The organism is Azospirillum canadense (genome assembly GCF_025961225.1).
GTDB lineage: Bacteria > Pseudomonadota > Alphaproteobacteria > Azospirillales > Azospirillaceae > Azospirillum > Azospirillum canadense.
Genome location: NZ_JAOQNG010000010.1, coordinates 891,646 through 910,637, shown reverse-complemented (window position 1 = coordinate 910,637; position 18,992 = coordinate 891,646). Strand labels below are relative to the sequence as shown.

Annotated in this window: 19 protein-coding genes; 10 read left to right on the top strand and 9 right to left on the bottom strand. The window is 67.8% G+C overall.

Translation table 11 applies throughout. From position 1 onward, the window contains the following. Positions 1-31: 31 nt before the first annotated feature. The 5 genes from sufB to M2351_RS39895 all read right to left on the bottom strand — a co-directional run bounded on the left by sufB (position 32) and on the right by M2351_RS39895 (position 4,817). Positions 32-1,519, bottom strand: a complete 1,488-nt coding sequence (sufB, locus tag M2351_RS39915) for a Fe-S cluster assembly protein SufB (RefSeq protein ID WP_264661512.1) — start codon at positions 1,517-1,519, stop codon at positions 32-34. 42 nt (positions 1,520-1,561) lie between these two features. Next, the gene (locus M2351_RS39910; protein WP_264661511.1) at positions 1,562-2,026 is read right to left on the bottom strand and encodes an SUF system Fe-S cluster assembly regulator; all 465 of its coding nucleotides are present in this window, start codon (positions 2,024-2,026) and stop codon (positions 1,562-1,564) included. 276 nt (positions 2,027-2,302) lie between these two features. Then, complete coding sequence (locus M2351_RS39905) at positions 2,303-3,277, bottom strand: hypothetical protein (protein ID WP_264661510.1); 975 nt, start codon at positions 3,275-3,277, stop codon at positions 2,303-2,305. Beyond that, entirely contained in the window at positions 3,274-3,738 is a 465-nt protein-coding gene (locus tag M2351_RS39900) for a phage holin family protein (protein ID WP_264661509.1), read from the bottom strand. The genes M2351_RS39905 and M2351_RS39900 overlap by 4 nt, the downstream gene beginning before the upstream one ends. Further along, positions 3,735-4,817, bottom strand: coding sequence for a hypothetical protein (locus M2351_RS39895; protein ID WP_264661508.1), 1,083 nt, complete (start codon positions 4,815-4,817; stop codon positions 3,735-3,737). Before M2351_RS39895 ends, M2351_RS39900 begins: the two co-directional genes overlap by 4 nt. 250 nt (positions 4,818-5,067) lie before the next feature. On the opposite strand from M2351_RS39895, the gene M2351_RS39890 reads away from it, so the two are divergent. The 7 genes from M2351_RS39890 to M2351_RS39860 all read left to right on the top strand — a co-directional run bounded on the left by M2351_RS39890 (position 5,068) and on the right by M2351_RS39860 (position 14,501). Next, a complete protein-coding gene (locus M2351_RS39890) occupies positions 5,068-6,399 on the top strand; it encodes a hypothetical protein (protein WP_264661507.1) in 1,332 nt (443 codons plus the stop codon). A gap of 994 nt (positions 6,400-7,393) precedes the next feature. Then, the gene (locus tag M2351_RS39885; protein WP_264661506.1) at positions 7,394-7,828 is read left to right on the top strand and encodes a hypothetical protein; all 435 of its coding nucleotides are present in this window, start codon (positions 7,394-7,396) and stop codon (positions 7,826-7,828) included. Continuing rightward, complete coding sequence (locus tag M2351_RS39880) at positions 7,812-8,618, top strand: response regulator transcription factor (protein ID WP_406567496.1); 807 nt, start codon at positions 7,812-7,814, stop codon at positions 8,616-8,618. The genes M2351_RS39885 and M2351_RS39880 overlap by 17 nt, the downstream gene beginning before the upstream one ends. Beyond that, on the top strand, positions 8,599-10,197 hold the full coding sequence (locus tag M2351_RS39875) for a sensor histidine kinase (RefSeq protein WP_264661504.1): 1,599 nt from the start codon (positions 8,599-8,601) through the stop codon (positions 10,195-10,197). Before M2351_RS39880 ends, M2351_RS39875 begins: the two co-directional genes overlap by 20 nt. A 147-nt stretch (positions 10,198-10,344) precedes the next feature. Beyond that, positions 10,345-12,978, top strand: a complete 2,634-nt coding sequence (locus tag M2351_RS39870) for a cation:proton antiporter (RefSeq protein WP_264661503.1) — start codon at positions 10,345-10,347, stop codon at positions 12,976-12,978. Between the two features lie 14 nt (positions 12,979-12,992). After that, complete coding sequence (locus M2351_RS39865; RefSeq protein ID WP_264661502.1) at positions 12,993-13,886, top strand: DMT family transporter; 894 nt, start codon at positions 12,993-12,995, stop codon at positions 13,884-13,886. Between the two features lie 222 nt (positions 13,887-14,108). Next, positions 14,109-14,501, top strand: a complete 393-nt coding sequence (locus tag M2351_RS39860; protein WP_264661501.1) for a hypothetical protein — start codon at positions 14,109-14,111, stop codon at positions 14,499-14,501. Here the strand turns inward: M2351_RS39860 and M2351_RS39855 are convergent. Beyond that, a complete protein-coding gene (locus tag M2351_RS39855; protein ID WP_264661500.1) occupies positions 14,461-15,432 on the bottom strand; it encodes a LysR family transcriptional regulator in 972 nt (323 codons plus the stop codon). The two genes, M2351_RS39860 and M2351_RS39855, sit on opposite strands and share 41 nt — an antisense overlap. Positions 15,433-15,553: 121 nt before the next feature. Between M2351_RS39855 and wrbA the strand changes: the two genes are divergently transcribed. The 3 genes from wrbA (at position 15,554) to M2351_RS39840 (ending at position 17,628) form a co-directional block, all read left to right on the top strand. Further along, positions 15,554-16,156 (top strand): NAD(P)H:quinone oxidoreductase, encoded by a 603-nt coding sequence (wrbA, locus tag M2351_RS39850; RefSeq protein ID WP_264661499.1) that lies wholly within the window; start codon positions 15,554-15,556, stop codon positions 16,154-16,156. A 60-nt stretch (positions 16,157-16,216) separates the two neighbouring features. Next, a complete protein-coding gene (locus M2351_RS39845; protein ID WP_264661498.1) occupies positions 16,217-17,164 on the top strand; it encodes a glutathione S-transferase family protein in 948 nt (315 codons plus the stop codon). An 80-nt stretch (positions 17,165-17,244) separates the two neighbouring features. After that, on the top strand, positions 17,245-17,628 hold the full coding sequence (locus tag M2351_RS39840) for a hypothetical protein (RefSeq protein ID WP_264661497.1): 384 nt from the start codon (positions 17,245-17,247) through the stop codon (positions 17,626-17,628). Between the two features lie 13 nt (positions 17,629-17,641). On the opposite strand, the gene M2351_RS39835 is transcribed toward M2351_RS39840, so the two are convergent. From M2351_RS39835 to M2351_RS39825, 3 genes are all read right to left on the bottom strand, one after another. After that, the gene (locus M2351_RS39835; RefSeq protein ID WP_264661496.1) at positions 17,642-18,019 is read right to left on the bottom strand and encodes a hypothetical protein; all 378 of its coding nucleotides are present in this window, start codon (positions 18,017-18,019) and stop codon (positions 17,642-17,644) included. 103 nt (positions 18,020-18,122) lie between these two features. Continuing rightward, positions 18,123-18,509 carry a response regulator gene (locus M2351_RS39830; RefSeq protein WP_264662431.1) on the bottom strand — a complete coding sequence of 129 codons (387 nt, stop codon included), beginning with the start codon at positions 18,507-18,509 and terminating at the stop codon, positions 18,123-18,125. 74 nt (positions 18,510-18,583) lie between these two features. Then, positions 18,584-18,970, bottom strand: coding sequence for an Hpt domain-containing protein (locus M2351_RS39825; RefSeq protein ID WP_264661495.1), 387 nt, complete (start codon positions 18,968-18,970; stop codon positions 18,584-18,586). Between the last annotated feature and the right edge of the window lie 22 nt (positions 18,971-18,992).

The following is an 18,992-nucleotide window of genomic DNA, read 5'->3' as shown; positions in this document are numbered from 1 at the left end:
GGTTTCTTGTCCTTCGCAATACGGTGGGCGGTTAACCGACGCTGCCTTCCAGGCTGATGCCGACGAGCTTCTGGGCTTCCACGGCGAATTCCATGGGCAGCTCCTTGAGCACTTCCTTGCAGAAGCCGTTGACGATCAGCGACACGGCGTCCTCTTCCGACAGGCCGCGCTGGCGGCAGTAGAAGAGCTGGTCCTCGCTGATCTTGGCGGTCGTCGCCTCGTGCTCGATGCGGGCGGTGCGGTTGCGGCTTTCGATGTAGGGCACCGTGTGGGCGCCGCACTGGTCGCCGATCAGCAGGCTGTCGCACTGGGTGTGGTTGCGCGCGCCCTCCGCCTTCGGCAGGATCTTCACCAGCCCGCGGTAGGTCTGCTGCGCGCGGCCGGCGGAGATGCCCTTCGACACGATCGTCGACCGGGTGTTCTTGCCGATGTGGATCATCTTCGTGCCGGTGTCGGCCTGCTGGAGGTTGTTGGTGATGGCGACCGAATAGAACTCGCCCACCGAGTTGTCGCCCTGCAGGATGCAGCTCGGGTACTTCCAGGTGATGGCGGAGCCGGTCTCCACCTGCGTCCAGGAAATCTTCGAGTTCTTGCCGCGGCAGGCGCCGCGCTTGGTCACGAAGTTGTAGATGCCGCCGACACCCTCTTCGTTGCCCGGGTACCAGTTCTGGACCGTCGAGTACTTGATCTGCGCGTCGTCCAGCGTCACCAGCTCGACCACCGCGGCGTGCAGCTGGTTCTCGTCGCGCTGGGGCGCGGTGCAGCCTTCCAGATAGCTGACGTAGGCACCCTCGTCGGCGATGATCAGCGTGCGCTCGAACTGCCCGGTGTTGGCCTGGTTGATGCGGAAGTAGGTGGACAGCTCCATCGGGCAGCGCACCCCCTTGGGGATGTAGACGAAGCTGCCGTCCGTGAAGACCGCCGAGTTCAGCGTGGCGTAGAAGTTGTCGGTGTAGGGGACGACGGAGCCGAGATACTTCTGCACCAGCTCCGGGCACTTGTGCACGGCCTCGGAGATCGCGCAGAAGATGATGCCCATCTCTTCCAGCTTGGCCTTGAAGGTCGTCGCGACCGACACGCTGTCGAACACGGCGTCCACGGCCACCGCCGGGCTGCGGCCTTCGGATCCCTCGACGCCCGCCAGGATCTCCTGCTCGCGGAGCGGAATGCCCAGCTTTTCATAGGTCTTCAGCAGTTCCGGATCGACCTCGTCCAGCGACTTCGGCCGCGCCTTCATCTTCGGGGCGGCGTAGTAGTGCGCGTCCTGGTAATCGATCGGCGGGTAGGAGAGCTTGGCCCAGTGGTGCGGCTCCTCCATCTCCTGCCAGGCGCGAAACGCCTTCAGGCGCCATTCGAGCAGCCATTCCGGCTCCTCCTTCTTGGCGGAGATGAAGCGGACGGTGTCCTCGTTCAGGCCCTTCGGCGCGACATCGGATTCGATGTCCGTCGTGAAGCCGTACTTGTACTTCTGCTCCGTGACGGCGCGGACCTGTTCGACGGTTTCGGTCGTGGCGGCCATGTGCTCTCGTTCCCTAAAAGCGTTTCCAGATTGCGCCGAACGTCAGACGGCGCGCCGTGTCGGTGCGGATTCGTTGTTAGCCAAGTCGATGTCGGGCCATACGGCGGGCCCCATCATGTCGGCCAGGGTCACTTGTTCGAGCGCGCCGCGGATGGCGCGGTTGACCTTTTCCCAACCGCCGCGCATCGGGCACATCCGCTCCACGCCGCACTGGCTTTCGGCGCCCTCGACACAGGCGGTCAGCGCGATGGGGCCGTCGAGCGCGGTGATGATTTCGGCGATGGATATTGCATCGGCGGTGCGGCTGAGCGCATAACCCCCGGCAGCGCCCCGGTGCGAGGTCGTCAGGCCGGCCGGGGTGAGGGCCTTCATCAGCTTGGCGACGGTGGGGGCGGGCACGCCGGTGCGTTCGGCGAGGTGAGTCACGGTGTGGACCGTGCCCACATGCCGCGCCATCTCGCTCATGACGACGATGGCGTAGTCGGTCAGCTTGCTCAGCCTTATCATAATCGCCCCATACAGGACTAAATTAGTCCTGATTAAGTGGCCATCATAAGACCTTTGTCAAGCGGAACCGTGGCTTAATATCCGCCGGAAACGCTCGGTTATATTAATGGCAGGATTGCATGGCGCGCACTGCGACGTTCCGCCGCAGGCGACGGTTGAGCCGCACCGGAAAGTAAGTGTCGTTTGGAAAGAAGAAAGGCGGCCCCGCGGGATGGCGCGGGGCCGCTGACGTCGAGACGTCGAACGCGATGGAAAATCAGGAAAAGCGCCCGTCCGTCAGGACGGCTTGCGCGCTTCCTCGCGGGCCGCATCGCCGACCGCGGTGACGGCGTCGCCGACCTCCTCCTTCGCCGCTTCCACGGCGGCGCGGGCCGCGCGGGTGCCGCGGTCCATGGCCTCCTGGGCCAGTTCCTTGGCGCGGTGCGTCGCCTCGTCGGCGTAATCGCCGATCCACTCGTTCTCGTAGCGAGTCGACGGGATGCTGGCGCCGAGTGCGGCACCCAGCGCCACGCCCATCACGCCGGCGACCAGCGGGTGCTCGTCCACCATGTCCCACAGGCGGCTGGTCGCGCTGTGCATGCGCTCCGTCGACATCAGGCCATGACGGCCGCCGTCGCCGTGCGAGGAAGACGACTGGTGCTGGGACTGGCCGACGCTGTAGGTGCGGTTGCCCATGCCCGGGATGTGGTCGCGGGCGCTGCTGACGGCGTCGCTGGCGCGGTCATAGGCGTCGCCGGCCAGATCGCTGGCGCGGTCGTAGGCGGTGCTGGCAGCGTCGCGCACGCTGCCGGTGGCGCTGTAGAAGGTGTCGCGGGCGTATTCGGCAGCACTGCCGGCCCGGTCGCGCACGGAGTGGACGGCGCCGCTGCGCGCAATGCGGCGGTCGTAGCCGCTGCCCGACAGCGCGAGCCAGCCGATGCCGAGGCCGATCAGGGCCAGCGGGATCGGGTTGTCGCGCACGGTGCTGGACACCGATGACGTCCAGCCGCGGGATTGGCCACCCTGGTATCGATAATCGTTGCGGTCGTCCTGCTGGCGCTGGCCGCGCCCGCCGCTGCTGGTATTGTGCATCCGGTTCATGGCGTTCTCCATCACAGTCCTTGGGGCGAGCTGCCCGGCCTTGTGCCGCAGCGCGCCGATCGTTTCGGTGATCCGCGACTGACTTTCGCGGATGTCCCGCTGCAGAGCGTCATAGTCGCGGGACTGGTCCGCGGAGGACCGTTCCCGCCCGTGATCCGCGCGCCCGCTCATCGGGCCAGCTGGGATCGGGCCCAGCGCTTGTCGTCGCGCAGCGTCTCCATGGTGCGCCGCGGCTGCAGGTTCTCCGGCTTCAGCCGGTTCTTGCCCATCAGGGCGATCACGCCCCCGATGGCCAGCACCACCACGCCGACGATCACGGCGGCGAGCCAGGGCGCCATCACGGTCGCCAGGGCCAGCACCGCGGCGGCCAGCAGGACCAGGACGCCCGCGAAGGCGACCAGCCCGCCGGCGGCGACGAAGGCGACGCCGCCCGCCGCCTGTCCCGCCTTTTCCGTGAGTTCGGCCTTGGCGAGTTCGATCTCCGTGCGCGCGAGGTTGGTGGTCTCGCGCGCCAAGTCGGCGAACAGGCCGGCGATGGGACGGTCCTGCCGCGGGTCATGAGGACGATCCTGACGCGGATCATAAGAGCGATCCTGACGAGGATCGTGGGAACGGTCCTCCGCGGCACTCATGGCAGGGTGCCTTGGGGCTTGACGCCGGTCACCGGGGTGCTGTCGGCGCCGGTCCGGCTCTGGTTCGACTGGCCGGTGCCAGTGCCGGTGCTGCCGATGCCGCTGGTGCGGGTCGGTTCCGGCGAACCGCCGGCCATCAACTGGGCCGCGTCACGGGTGCGGGCGGCGCTGGTCGCGGCGGTGGCCGCGTTCAGGGACGCCCGCGGCGGGGCCGCGCCGGCGGTGGCGTGGTTGCGGTCATAGGCGCTGGACGAACCCGCGGCGGTCGAGCCGGCGATGCCGCCCGCCATGCCCCGTCCAACGTCGCGGCCAGCGCCGGACGCCATGCCCGTGCCCATGCCGGAGGCCGTGGCGGAGCGGCCGGCGCTGAAGCTCGACCGGTCGTCGTCGCGGTGGCCCGACATGCGATCCGACGTCATGCGCGACGTCGGGGCCCGGTAGCCCCCCTGGTGCCCGGACTGGTATCCGCCCTGGCCTTGAAATCGGCGCTCACCCGAGCTTTTGATGAAGCGGGCGAACAGGAAGCCGACCGCGAAGGCCGCGCCGACGAACACCTCCGGCTGGCGGCGGGCGAAGCGCTCGACTTGGCCGACCATGTCGTCGACGCTCGAGGTGCGCAGCATGTCGGCGACCTGCTCGACGCGGTCGGCGGCTTGGCCGGCGTAGCGCGCGGCGGTGCCGTTGTTCTCGTCGTTCAGCTGCTCGGCGGCCTTGTGCAGCGCGTTCGCGACGCTGCCGAGCTGGTCGGCGGCGCGGTGGCTCTGCTGCTCCAGGAGCGAACGGATCCGGCCCTGGGCGGAGTTGATGCTGTCGCGTCCCGCCTGGGTGGCGTCGTCGGCCATGCGGCTGACGTCGCCGCTCATGCGGTCGGTCGAGTTGTTGCCGGTCGAATTGCGGTCGGTGTTGCTCATGCGGCCCATGTCGTTGTGTTGGCTTCCGGCCTGCTGGCTGGTTGCGTTCGGCTGGCTGCCCGGCTGGCTCGTGCCGTTCTGGCCCGTGCTGTTCTGGTCCTTGCGGTTCGATCCGCCGGTACCCGCTCCGAAGCTCCCTCCGATGCCCGACGTGTCGCGGTCTGCCATCTGCTTTCCTCCTCCGGGATTTCATTCTCCGCGGCATGCGGCGTCTCGCCGCGCTGGGCGGCGTCCGATGTCAACCCTTCAAACAACAGCGCGGGCTTCGGAGTTCCAAGGTGTGTACAATCCTTTGCCGCGGCAACGCGGGGTTGCCGGCGGGAACCCGCGCGTGGGCGTCGTAATTGGACAGAACGCAAAAGTCTGCTAAACTTTGCCGCGAAGCGAACTCGGCCCCGATGAACCGGAGGAGGCAGGCGTGAGCGGGATTTTCAGCGTGCAGTCCGACGGCCAGTCCAGCCTGTTCCGCCTTCAGCAGGCCAAGAAGGCCTGGGAACGCGACATGGAGGCGATGGACGCCAAGGACGCCAAGCAGCGCCTGACCGACAAGGCCGCCGCGATGCAGCAGCCCTTCGCGCTTACGCCCAGGCAGCAGCAGGAACGGTCATCCGCCCTGACCGCCATGGAGGAGGCCAAGCGCGTCGGCGGGCCGAAGGCGGCCGCCGAACGGAAGCTGGAGGAGGTGGAGCGCAAGATCGCCGAACTGAAGGTGATGATGCGCTTCTCCCATGGCAACCGGGAGAAGCTGGCGCAGCTGGCCCGCGAGGCGGCGATCCTGGCCCGCGAGGCCGGGCGCGCGGCGAAGGAATACGGCCAGGGCGTGGCCGCCGCCGCCGAAATGGGGCTGCCGGGCGGGGCGGGCACCCCGGGCGCGGGGCAGGCGACGGAGATCGTGCACACCGTCACGCGGACGTCGCTGACCGTCGTCCAGACGGAGATGTCCGTGGATGTCACGGTGACGCTGAGCCCGGACGCCTTGGCGAAAGCGCAAGAGGCGAAGGCCCAGGGTGGGGAGATGGTGGGCGGGGAGGCGGCTGGTGCCGCCGTCTTCGCCCAGGACGTGGCCTCTTTGTCCGCCAGCCAGGACTCCCCCGGCGACGGAGCGCCGGCTGGAGAAGCAGACGCCCTGGCGGCCGAGGCGTCCGGTTTGGAGGGGCAGGCTGTCAAAGCCGGTCCCGACGAGGAGGAAGGCTCCAAGCCCGACGACGCACCGACGGACGGAATGCCGCCCGACGTCGCCGAGGCCGTGAAGGCGGCGCTGGGCGGGCTTCAGCCGGGGTCGGGGGCCTTATCCAGCGACAGCCGGCGCGCGCTGATGCAGCGGATGATCGCCGACAACGACCTGAAGATGTCCCGCTACCGCGAAGCGGACGATTTCGGCCGCCGGGTCGAAAAGGTTCTGGAGACGGTGAAGTCGGTCATCGGCGAAGCCAAGGTCGCCAACGAGGCCGACCAATCGGAGGAACGGCGTAAGGCCCGGCGTGAGTCCTTTAAGGCCTACGACAAAATCGTCGAGGGCGCCCAGGACGAGGTCAACGGGCTCCGCCAGGCGGCGTTCGGCTCCGGCATCTCACCGCAGGAGGTGCTGAGTATCCTCACCGGCGCCGATGACGGCAGCGCCACCGCGGCCGATGGGGGAGCCGATGCCGAGGCTGTTGCGGGGACGGATACCGGGGCGGTGGCGGCGGTTCCGTCGCCCGATGCCGCCGTATCCGCCAGTGGATCGGGCGCGGTAAACCTGCTGGCGTGACAGCATCGGCACAACAGAAGGATTGGGTGCGTGTCTCCTTCGCAGTATTGGGCACTTCAATCGTGGTATTCCCATAAGGGAAAGGACCACGATTGCGTATTGCCCCGGTATCTTGACACGGGGAATGGGCCGGCGCACCATGGCGGGCGTGAAGGTTGATGCTCGAAAAGCATTGGACACACGACGCCGACCGGTCGTGAGACCGGCCGGATAGACGGCTGGAGTTCGCGCGGCAACATCCCTTCGGCCGCCCTTGGGCGTGCTCTTCGGAATGATCCTGTTGCCCATCCGGCTGACCGGCGGTGGGGCCATACCCGGGTGGCCCCGCCGCCGATTGCCTTTGCCGCCGATTGTCTTCGTCAATTGTCTTCCAGGCGCCCCCAGGGCGCCTTTTTTGTGCCCGTTTGTTCCCTTTTCCTCTTCGCCGTCATCGCGCCGACACGGCACCAGGACTGCGCCCCTGCGGCGGATGTCGGCCTCTCGTGGCATGCGTGATCATCGCCGATCTCTCTCGCGCAAGGAGAGAGCCAGAGCTTCGCCTTGCATTTGAGGCGATCTCACCTCAATCCACTGACCTCTTGATGGATAAATTGTTTCGAAAATCACCCTATCGATAGGAGTGGGAATAAAAAGTGGTCGCAAATGCGCGCAAAAAGGGGGTAGATTTGGGGCGCTTAACGCCACATTAACCAGACTGGACTGAGTTTGTGTCTCACGGAGGCGGCAAGTGCAGGCATGGAGCCGGCAAGACCGCCCGCGAATTCAACCACGATGCTTGAAAGGCCCGAGCATGACCATGACGGGTACAAAATGCGAAGTGGCTGGAGCTGCTGTCGGAGCGGGGTGCCGGCGCGGTGCGGGCCTGATGCTGGCGGTTCTACTGCTGGCGGGGTGTCCCGGCACCGCCGTTCCTCCCGAGACGCAGACCGCCTCGCCGCCGCGCACGGCTTCGGCCGTTCCGCCGGTCCCGCGGACGAAACCCAAGCCTCCGCCGATGGCCGTCGCCACGGCGAAGGACGCGACCGCCTCTCCGGCGGTGACCGGTCCGACGACCGGCGCCACCGCGGGAACGGTCGCCGTGACCGGTGCGGAGGTCGCCGCATTGCCCGCCAACCCGATGATCTCGGATCCCGCGGGCCGCAAGGCGTCCACCAACCTGTCACCTGATACGCTCGTCGGCCTGGACCAGGTCCAGACCCGGCGTCTCCTGGGCACCCCTGCCGCCACGGAAGAGGCACCTCCTGCAAAGGTGTGGCACTACGCCAAGGGCGATTGCACGCTCAAAGTCTTCTTCTTCATGGACATGACGTCCTCCCAGGACTTCCGAGCCCTCTCCTACGACCTGAAGAGCAGCGACAATGTCCCAGATGTCGATAAACGATGCTTCGCTCAACTCCTCGCCCAAGGCTGGGATGTCCCCAATGACTGAGAGCACGGTCGCGCGCGTCGCGCTGGTCGATGACGACGACCTGTTCCGCGAATCCCTCAGCCTCAACCTCGGTGACGAGGGATACGAGGTCGTGACGTTCGACCGCGGGGAGCCCGCGCTTGACTTCTTCGCCAACGGCGGTTCGGTGGACATCGTCCTGCTGGACTGGCGCATGCCCAAGATGGACGGCATCGACGTCCTGCGGCAGATGCGGTCCCGCGGCATCGACCTGCCGGTGATCTTCCTCACCGTGCTGTCGGACCAGATTTATGAAGAGGCCGCGCTGGCCGGCGGCGCGCTGGACTTCGTGGAGAAGTCGCGCAGCCTGTCGATCCTGCTGAAGCGCATGCGCCTCATCGTCGACGGCTCCAAGGGCACGTCCGAGGAAACGGAGTCCAAGGAACCCATCTACGCGCTGGGCGCGCTTGAGCTTCGCCTGGACAACAGCCGCGCGCTGTGGAACGGCAAGCGCATCGACCTGACGCTGACCGAGTTCAACATCGTCAAGCTGATGGCGACCCGCCCGGAAGAGGACGTGTCCTACCGCGAGATCTACGACCTCGTGCATGGCAAGGGCTTCCTGGCCGGCTACGGTCCGTCGGGCTACCGCGCCAACGTCCGCGCCTTCATCAAGCGCATCCGCCAGAAGTTCCGCGTCGTGGACGGCAACTTCGATTGCATCGAGAACTATCCGGGCTTCGGCTACCGTTGGGGCAGCGGCGCCAACGGCACGGGCCGCACGCGTGATGACGCCGACGATGTGATGGCCGATGGCGCTGCTGCCGATTGAGGCCCGCCACCCCGAACGGGTGCCGGTGCGCCGCGTGAGCATGGGCTTGCCCAAGCTGCGGGTGCGATGGCTGTGGCGTTCGCTGGCCAGCCGGCTGGCGCTGCTGACCATCGTGTTCCTGGCGGTTCCGGTGCTGATCTACGATCAGTTCCAGCGGGCCGACGTGACGACGCAGACCCTGCTGCTGCAAAGCGCGCAGCGGCAGGGCGAGCTGATCGCCCGTGCGCTTGAGCCGGACCTGTCCCGCGCCAACCGTGCGGCCCTGCCGCACCTCGGCTCGGTCCTCGGGCGCTTCGCGGACGAGAACACGCGGCTGAAGCTGCTGGTCCGGCCGCGCACCATGTCGGGCAGCGAAGCGTTCTTCTACGTCGGAGCGGCGCCGTCCGTCCCAACCGACGACCTGAACGCGGAGCGCCGGCAGCTGCTGGAGCAGGGCGTGCTCGACCGGCTGGGGGCGTCCTGCGCGGGCAACGCGCCGCTGGCGCTGCGCCTGCCGCGCTCCTCCGGCGGGATGGAGATCCTGACCTCCGTCACGCCGGTGAACACCGAATTCGGATGCTGGGCCCTGGTCACCAGCCACACGGCCGGCGGCTACCTGGAATCCTCGCTCGGCCGGCCCTATTGGAGCACGCCGGTGGTTCAGGCCGCGGCGCTGATCTATGTGGGGATGGCGGCGCTGGTGATGGCCGTGCTGCTGGGTGTCTGGCGCAACCTGCACCGTTTCCGCGACCTTGCCCGCGACATCGTGTCGGGCGGCATTGGCGGCGAAGGCGGGCAGGGGTCCTTCACGGCGCGCAACACGGTGCCGGAACTCAGCGGCGTCGCCGAGGACTTCGACCGGCTGGTCGACACGCTGCGCGAGAGCGCCCGGTCGCTCCGCCGCGCGGCGGAGGACAACGCCCACGCCTTCAAGACGCCGATCGCGGTCATCCGCCAGTCGGTGGAGCCGCTGCGCCGGTCCCTGTCCGGCGGCGACCACCGCAGCCAGCGCGCGCTGACCATGATCGAGAAGTCCGTCGACAAGCTGGACGGCCTCGTCTCCTTCGCTCGCCGCATGGACGAGGCGGCAGCCGACCTGATCGCACCGCCGCGGCGCCGGGTGGACCTGTCCGACCTCGTGGAGCGGATGGCCGGTGGCTACACCAGCCTGCTCGCCGAACGGCAGCTCCACATGCGCTCCCGCATCGAATCGGGTGTGGTGGTGCGGGCCAGCGAGGACATCCTGGAGACGGTCATCGAGAACCTGGTGGAAAACGCCGTCAGCTTCTCGCCCCAGGAAGGCACCGTCAGCGTGCGCCTGACCGCCGACGGCGGCTGGGCGGAGCTGGTGGTGGAGGACGAGGGGCCGGGCGTCGATCCAGCGAACCTGCCGCGCATCTTCGAGCGCTACTTCTCGCAGCGAGAGCCCGGCCGCGGCATGCCCGAGGACGAGACGGCGCAAAACCAGGCGGAGGCGACCCATTTCGGCATCGGCCTTTGGATCGTTCGTCGCAACATCGAGGCGTTCGGCGGCAAGGTCCGGGCCGAGAACCGGCCGACCGGCGGCTTCCGCATGACCGTGGCGCTGCCTCAGGCTTAGCCGACAAGCGTAAACGCGGCCGGCGCTGAGTTTATTCCCCTCTCCGCACCGCGGAGGGGGGAATACCAGTGTCACCGATCCTGCCCTTGCCCCGGCGGGAGTGCGGCGATACCGTGCGCCCCCAGCCTCAACCGGCAAGGCGGGCCAATGCACGACATCGTCATCTACGTCCTCGGCGTCTCCGGCCTTTTGGCGCTGGTGAGCTTCCTGCCGCCTCTCGCGGCCCGGTTGCAGGTGCCCTACACGGTTCTGCTGGCCGCGGTCGGCGTGGCGCTCGGCGCCGTGATCCAGTCCTTCGCCGGGGTGCAGGGGGCGGGCCCGGTCCACGATTTCCTGAACTCGCTGGCCGGGCTCGACGTCTCGTCGGAGGTGCTGCTCTACATCTTCCTGCCCGTGCTGCTGTTCGAAACGGCGCTGGCGGTGGACGTGCGGCGGCTGTTCGACGATATCGGGCCGATCCTCGTGCTGGCCGTCGTCGCGGTCTTCGTCTGCACCTTTGCGGTCGGTTTCGCGCTCAGCCTCTTCACCTCCATGGGGCTGGTGTCCTGCCTGTTGCTGGGTTCCATCCTCGCCACCACGGACCCGGCGGCGGTCGTCGGCGTGTTCCGCGACCTGGGTGCGCCGCGCCGCCTGACCATGCTGGTCGAAGGCGAAAGCCTGCTAAACGACGCCGCGGCCATCGCGCTGTTCACCCTGCTGCTCGGCATGCTGACCAGCCGGGCGCATGGCGGCGCCATGGAGGCTGCGACCGAGTTCCTGCGCGACTTTGCCGGCGGCGTGCTGACGGGCTATGTCTGCGGCCGCGTCGCCTGCTTCCTGGTGGAGCCGGTGCGCGACCAGCCCATGGCCGAGATCACGCTGACGGTCGCGCTCGCCTACCTGACCTATGTGCTGGCCGAGCATTACGTCGGCGCGTCGGGCGTGGTCGCCGTGGTGACCGCAGCGCTGGTGGTCGGGTCGGTCGGGCGCACGCGCATTTCCCCGGCGACCTGGGGGGCGCTGGAGCATGTCTGGCGCCAGCTGGGCTTCTGGGCCAACTCGCTGATCTTCCTGATGACCGCCATCCTGGTGCCGCGCCTGCTGCTGGGGATCGGCTGGGTCGACGTCGGGTTGCTCGCGGTCGTCGTGGTCGCCGCGACGGCGGCGCGGGCGCTGGTCCTGTTCGGTCTTCTGCCACTGCTGTCCGCCACCGGGCTCGGGCAGCAGGTCAGCCATTCCTACAAGGCGGTGATGCTGTGGGGCGGGCTGCGCGGGGCGGTGTCGCTGACGCTGGCGCTCGCCGTCACGGAGAACGGCCGGCTGCCGGAGCGGGTGCAGAGTTTCGTCGCCGTCATCGTCACCGGCTTCGTCTTCTACACGTTGTTCGTCAACGGGACGACCTTGCGCGCGCTGATCCGCTTGCTGAAGCTTGACCAGCTGTCGCCGGTGGAGCACGCCATGCGCAACCGGGCGCTCGCCCTGTCGCTCGCCAGCATCCGGGAGCGGGTGGAGAACGTCGCCCGCCATTACGAGGTGGACGAGGCGGCGACCGAGGCCGTCGTCTCCCAGTACGCCGACCGGCTGGGAGCCATCGACCGGGAACGCGAGGCGGAACTGCCGATCAGCAACGAGGACCGGGTCACCATCGGCCTCGCCATCCTGGTCAACCGGGAGGAGGAGCTGTACTTCGCCCACTTCAAGGAAGGGGTGCTGTCCCGCGGCGTGGCGGAACTGCTGACCGCGCGCAGCGCGCGCCTGCTCGACGCCGTGAAGGCGCAGGGCCGGGCCGGCTACCGCGCGTTCGAGGAGCCCTTCATCGCCTTCACGCCGTGGATGCGGGTGGCCAGCCTGTTGCACCGGCGCCTCGGCTGGCGGGCGCCGCTGGCCCGCCGGCTCGCCTTCCGTTTCGAGATTCTGGTCGGTGTGCGCACCGTGCAGCGCGAGCTTCTGGACTTCACCCAGACGAAGATCGCCCAGGTGCTGGGCCAGGACGTGTCCTGCGAGCTGGAGGGCATGCTCGCCGTGCGGCTGGCGATGGTGGAGCAGGCGCTTGCCGCCATGAAGCTGCAATATCCGGACTACGCACTGATGCTGCAGAGCCGCTACGTCGGCCGCGCTGCATTGCGGCTGGAGGAAGCCGATTTCCGCGCCCTGCACGCCGAATCCATCATCAGCGCCGAGGTGCTGACCGACCTGGAGCGCGACCTGGACACGCGCCGCCGGGCGCTGGAACGACTGCCGAAGCTTGACCTGCGGCTGGACCTGATGGACTTGGTCGGACGCGTGCGGTTCTTCGACGGGCTGGAGGAGGGGCGGCTGCGCGGCATCACCACGCTGCTGAAGCCGCGCTTGGCACTGCCGGGGGAAACCATCGTGCGGCGGGGCGAACGCGGCGACGCCATGTTCTTCATCGCGTCGGGCGCTGTGGAAGTGCTGGTGCCCGGCCTCGCCGAGCCCGTGAAGCTGGGCACCGGCGACGTGTTCGGCGAAATGGCCTTGCTGACCCGCCAAAGGCGCAACGCTGATGTGCGTGCGCTCGGCTATTGCCAAATGCTGGTGCTGGATGCGAAGGATTTCCGCCAGCTGATGCGCCGGGACACCGAACTGCGGGCGCATTTCCAGGCGCTGGCCGAAGCGCGGCGCAACGCGCTGAAGCCGAAGCCGCCGGCCGATCAGGTTGTCAAGGGGCCGGCCGAAGCGGGTGAAGCTGTGGCCGCCGGGCCAGTGGCACAAGAAGCGCCACAAGCGGCGCCGCAGGGGGCGCCGCAAGGGGCGCCACAGGGGGCGGGAGCCCAGGGGTAGGAGACGATGGGACGATGACCGTGCAAGCATCCGCCTCCGCTGGCGGGCGGCCGGAATGGGTCAACATGATGCCGGCCGTGTTCGTGGTGCTGTGGAGCACGGGGTTCATCGGCGCGAAATACGGCCTGCCCTACGCGGAGCCGCTGACCTTCCTACTGGTGCGTCTGGGGCTGGTCGCCGTTGTACTGACGGCCGTCGCCCTGGCGACCAAGGCCCCCTGGCCGAAGACGTGGCGCGAGGCCGGGCGCATCGCCATCGCCGGGCTGCTCGTCCACGGCGTTTATCTGTCGGGCGTCTTCTGCGCGATTTCCAAGGGCGTGCCGGCGGGCGTGACCGCGCTTATCGTCGGCGTGCAGCCGCTGCTGACCGCGGCCTTGTCCGGCCCGCTTCTGGGGGAACGGGTGAGCGGCCGGCAGTGGGGCGGCCTGCTGCTCGGGCTCATCGGCGTGCTGCTCGTGGTGAGCGAAAAAGTCCACTTCGATTCGGGCAACGCCGCCGGAGTCGGGTTGGCCGTCGCCGCCTTGCTGGGCATCACCTTCGGCACGCTGTACCAGAAGCGCCACGGCACGGCGATGGACCTGCGCAGCGGCGCCGCAATCCAGTACGCCGCCACGGCGGCGGTGCTGGCCGTCTTCGCCCCGCTGTTCGAAACCATGCACATCCGCTGGACTGGGGAGTTCGTCTTTGCGCTGCTCTGGCTCAGCTTCGTGCTGTCGGTGGGGGCGATCTTCCTGCTGTTCGCGCTGATCCGCCGCGGTGCGGCGGCCCGCGTGGCAAGCCTGTTCTACCTGACCCCTCCGGTCACGGCGGTAATCGCCTGGGCGATGTTCGACGAGCGACTGGGCCTTCTGGCGCTGGCCGGCATGGCGATCGCCGTCGGCGGCGTGGCCCTGGTGAACCGGGCTTGACCGTGGCCCCACATCCAGGCCTGCAACCAGGCGCGGCAGCGTGCGCATTGCCAGCGCCGTCGCGTCCGACTATGCTTCTTCGCACCAGCAGCGGTCGCGCCGGACCGGGGATGATCCCCGCTGCGTCGCTCCGCAACCTGGCGATTGACCGCGTGGCAACCAACGTGCCAACCGACACTGTGCCAACCACCATCGTGCCGACCAACATCGGAAGTGAGTGCCATGGACGGCCTTGAGCCCATCTCGCTCGATGACACCCAAACCCTGCAGGCCATCGGCATCCTCGCCGACGTCCTGGACGGGGTGGATGGCCCCGGCGGGCTCGACACGGTGCTGGTGTCCAAGGCGCTGCGGCAGGTGATCGCCACCAAGTCGCAGCCGGCCTTCGAGTTCGCGTCCCGTGCCTTCAACACGCTCGACCCCGACATCCGCCGCAAGGTGGCGGAGGACGCCGACAACGCCGCCCACGACGCGGTGGAACTGCGCGCCCGCGTCGGCGGCTTCCTGGCGACCCCGGCAGCGCGGGAGGCGGGCGCGACCGGCCCCGCTCAGCCGACCAGCTTCCTGAACGCCCTCAATCTCCGTGCCCGCCGCCGGCCAAATCAGCCGGAGTGAGCGCGTTCCCATTCTCCAGCCGGAGCAGGGCGCAGTCCCAATAGGGCCTGGGCCCGAACCGGTCGGCCAGGAAATCGACGAAGGCCCGCACCTTGGGCGACAGGTGCCGATTCTGCGGGTAGACCGCGTAGACGTTCGATTCCGACGTGTAGCAATCCAGCAGCAGCGTCTTCAGCGCGCCGGACGCCAGCGCCTGCCCGACCATGAAGGTCGGCAGCACGACGATGCCGACTCCGGCCACCGCGGCGGCGTGCAGCAGGTCGCCGTTGTTGGCCCGCAGCGATCCCGACACGCGGACGGTCCGCATCTCCTCCCCAACCCGGAACTGCCACTGCTCGGCGGCCGGAACGTTGGTGTAGATCAGGCAGTTGTGATTGATCAACTCCTCCGGGGTCGCCGGCGTGCCGTGCTGCTCCAGGTAGGCCGGGCTGGCGCAGACCACGCGGCGGGCGGGGGCGAGGCGCTTGGCGATCAGGGAACTGTCGCGCAGCCGCCCGATGCGCACCGCCAAATCGTAGCCCTCGTCGATCAGGTCCACGTAGCGGTCGTTCAGGTCCATCTCGATCTCGATGGACGTGTAGCGCGCCAGGAACTCGGCGATGGCCGGGGCGAGGTGCTGCATGCCGAAGGACACCGGGGCGTTGACGCGCAGCCGCCCACGCGGGGCGGCGTGCAGGTCGGCTACCGCCTGCTCCGCCTCCTCCAGGTCGGTCAGGATGCGGGAACAGCGCTCGTAATAGGCCTGCCCGACCTCCGTCAGGCTCAGCTTGCGCGTCGTGCGGTTCAGCAGGCGCGCGCCGAGCCGGTTCTCCAGCTCCGCAATGCGGCGGGAAACCACGGACTTGGACAGGTTCAGGCGCTCCGCGGCGGCCGTGAAGCTGCGCGTGTCCACCACCTTGATGAAGGCGAGCATGTCGTCGAGGCGATCCATGGCATTGTTGTACACCCGCGAACAATGAAGTTCCAGCGCGCCGGATTTGCGGGGAGCCGACAACGCGATATGTCTGTTGGCACCAGCACATCACACTGCATGGAACACAGGGAGTTCGGACATGGCCAAGGTTCTGGTCCTCTACTACAGCAGCTACGGGCATATCGCGACGATGGCGCAGGCCGCTGCGGAGGGCGCGCGTTCCGTTCCCGGCACCGAGGTGACCGTCAAGCGCGTGCCGGAACTGGTGCCGGAGGAGGTTCGGCAGAAGGCGCATTTCAAGGAAGAGCCGAACATTCCCATCGCCGACCCGAACGAACTGGCGAATTACGACGCGATCATCCTCGGCGTGCCGACCCGCTTCGGCAACATGCCCGGCCAGATGAAGAACTTCCTCGACCAGACCGGCGGCCTGTGGATGAAGGGCGCGCTGGTCGGCAAGGTCGGCAGCGTCTTCTCCTCGTCCGCGACGCAGCACGGCGGGCAGGAGAGCACAATCCTCACCACCCACACCGTTCTGTTGCACCAGGGCATGGTCATCGTCGGGCTGCCCTACAGCTTCCAGGGCCAGATGGGCGTGGACGAGGTGATGGGCAACAGCCCGTACGGCGCCAGCACCATCGCCGGCGGCGACGGTTCCCGGCAGCCGAGCGCGGTCGAGTTGGACGGCGCCCGCTACCAGGGCAAGCACGTTGCCGAGATCGCGACGAAGCTGCACGGTTGATGACGTCCCCTCTCCCGGCCCGGCTGGGAGAGGGCTTCGGATAAACAGAAGGGTACGGAAATGGGCCTGCTGATCGAAGGCCGCTGGCAAGACCAGTGGTACGACACGAAAACCACCGGCGGTGCGTTCGTGCGGCCGGAGACGCAGTTCCGGAACTGGGTGAAGGCCGACGGCTCGACTCCATACCAGCCGGAGGCCGGGCGCTATCACCTGTTCGTGTCGCTCGCCTGCCCATGGGCGCACCGCACGCTGATCGTCCGGGCGCTGAAGGGGCTGACGGAGGTCATCGGCGTCAGCGTCGTCGACCCGCTGATGCGGGAAGACGGTTGGACCTTTCCGGAGCTTGACCCCGTCACCGGCTCCACCCGCCTTTACGAGGTCTACGCGAAGGCCAAGGCCGACTACACCGGGCGCGTCACGGTGCCGGTGCTGTGGGACAGGAAGTCCGGCACGATCGTGAACAACGAGTCGGCCGAGATCATCCGGATCTTGAACCGCGAGTTCGACGCGTTTGGCGACCCGTCCGTGGACCTTTACCCCGCCGACCTCGCCGGAGCGATCGACGAGCTGAACGCCTTCGTCTACGACCGGATCAACAACGGCGTCTACAAGGCCGGCTTCGCCACCAGCCAGGAGAAGTACGAGCAGGCCTTCGACGCCCTGTTCGCCGCCCTGGACGAGTTGGACGCGCGGCTGTCCGACCAACGCTACCTGTTCGGCGACCGCCGGACGGAGGCCGATTGGCGCCTGTTCACCACGCTGGTGCGCTTCGACGCCGTCTATGTCGGCCACTTCAAGTGCAACCTGCGGCGCATCGCCGACTACCCGAACCTGTCGGGCTATCTGCGCGACCTCTACCAAGTGCCGGGCATCGCGGAGACGGTGAACTTCGCGCACATCAAGCGCCACTATTACGCCAGCCACACCATGATCAACCCGACCGGCGTCGTGCCGAAGGGGCCGGCGCTGGACCTTGATGCGCCGCATGACCGGGCGCGGCTGGGCTAGGAAAAAGGACTGCGCCGTCCGCAACATCCTCCACTTCCGCCGGTTGGCCTAAGGACCAGCCATTGCAAGGAGTGGAGTTCATGCGAGGCATGCCTTTCGCCGCCCCAGTAGCCGCCTTGGCCTTCGGGTCGCTTCTCGCCCTGTCGCCGGTGGTGTCGCCGGCGGCACAGGCGCAGCAGAGTCAGGGGCAGGGGTGGGGCGGCGCGCTCGACACGCTGAACCGGGCCGTCAATCCCAACAACTACCCCGCCGACCAGGACCGTGACCGCGACCGGCAGGTGCGCGAAGACCGCCGATACGAAGGGTCCAGCACGGACGACCGGCGCGGCCGCTCCGAATACAGCCGCTACTCCGACCGCGACCTGCAGGACCGCTACGAGCGGATCGTGGACGAACAGCGCCAGATGCAGCGCGAGCGTCGCAGCATGGAGGAAGAGATGAACCGCCGCGGTATCCGCCGGTAACGGCGGACCACGGTCAGGATTTGAAGCAGCGGGCCATGTCCTGCTCAAGCCCGATGATTTCGCAGATGAAGCCGTTGGAGAACTTGAAGCGGTACGGGCCCGTTTTGCGCACGCTGATGGCGGTCTGGCCGGACGTGTCCTTGAAGGACACCCAGGCCGAGGAATCGAAATGGGTGTTCAGGCCGTTGCTGAGGCGCACGCGCCCCTGGTTGTCCTTGATGATCTGGACGCCGGTGTTGTAGGCGAGCACGTTGGGGTTGCTGGCTGTCGCGGCCAGCCCGTTGGTGCAGTTGACGCCTTCCGGCTGCACCGCCACGCACTCGTAGGGTTTCGGCTGCGAGGCCGTCAGCACCATCGCGTAGATGGCGACTTCCAGGACGTTCATCGGCATGCGGCGCCTCCCGGACTGCCCTTGATGAATGGGCCCCTGGTTGATCGACAGGGTTTGTAGGCAGTCTAACGGGGGCGTGGTTACAAAAAGGATAACGCCAGGGTCAAGCTCTGTCTGAAGGAGTGTCCGATTGTTTCGCGGACAGCGCCTTGTCGAGCTTCTGCCGCAGCGTGTCGGGCGTCAGCGGCTTCACCAGATAGCCACTCGCCCCGAATCGGAGCGCCGACTGGACGACCTCCGGTTCCCGGTGTTTGGTCAGCATGATGACCGGGGCCGACCGGCTCACCGCCCGTTCGCGGTCCCGCAGGGCTTCCACGAAGGCGAGGCCGCCCATCGGCATCATGTCGACGTCGCAGAGGATGGCGTCGAAGGACAGCCGGTCGCAGCGGGCCAGCGCCTCCGCCCCGTCGGCTGCTTCGACCACGTCGCCGACACCGAGTTGGCGCAGCAGCCGGACGGAGACGGAACGCGTCACCACCTCGTCTTCCACCACCAGAACCGAACAGAACCTATACGCCACAGCCAACCCCCGTTCTCGTGAAACGAGTACCGGGGTATGATAAATCAAATGCGGGCGATCATGGAATGGACGTCGTCGAGCGCGGGAGCAATCGCGACCGCCTCCTGGCGCGCGCGATCCGTGTTGCCGCTGACCAGGTTCTCCTCGATGGACGAGAAAAGGCCAGCCAGCCGTCGCGCGCCGGCGGTTCGGGCAGCGCCGGCCGCGGCGTGGGCGGCAAGGCGTGCGCCGGGCAGGTCGCCCTGTTCCAGACGGTCGTTCAGCCGCTCGGCCAAGTCGCGTTCGTTCCTCAGAAACAGGTCGTACAACATCGCGACCGTTGGGCCGAGGGTGCCGAAATTGCGGACCATCGGTTCAACATCCAGGATTTCCGGGTCGGGACCGGACGGCAAAGGCGTGTTCAAGGAATTGGATGGCGGGGACGCGGGCATGGCGGGCTCGCGGTTGCGACTG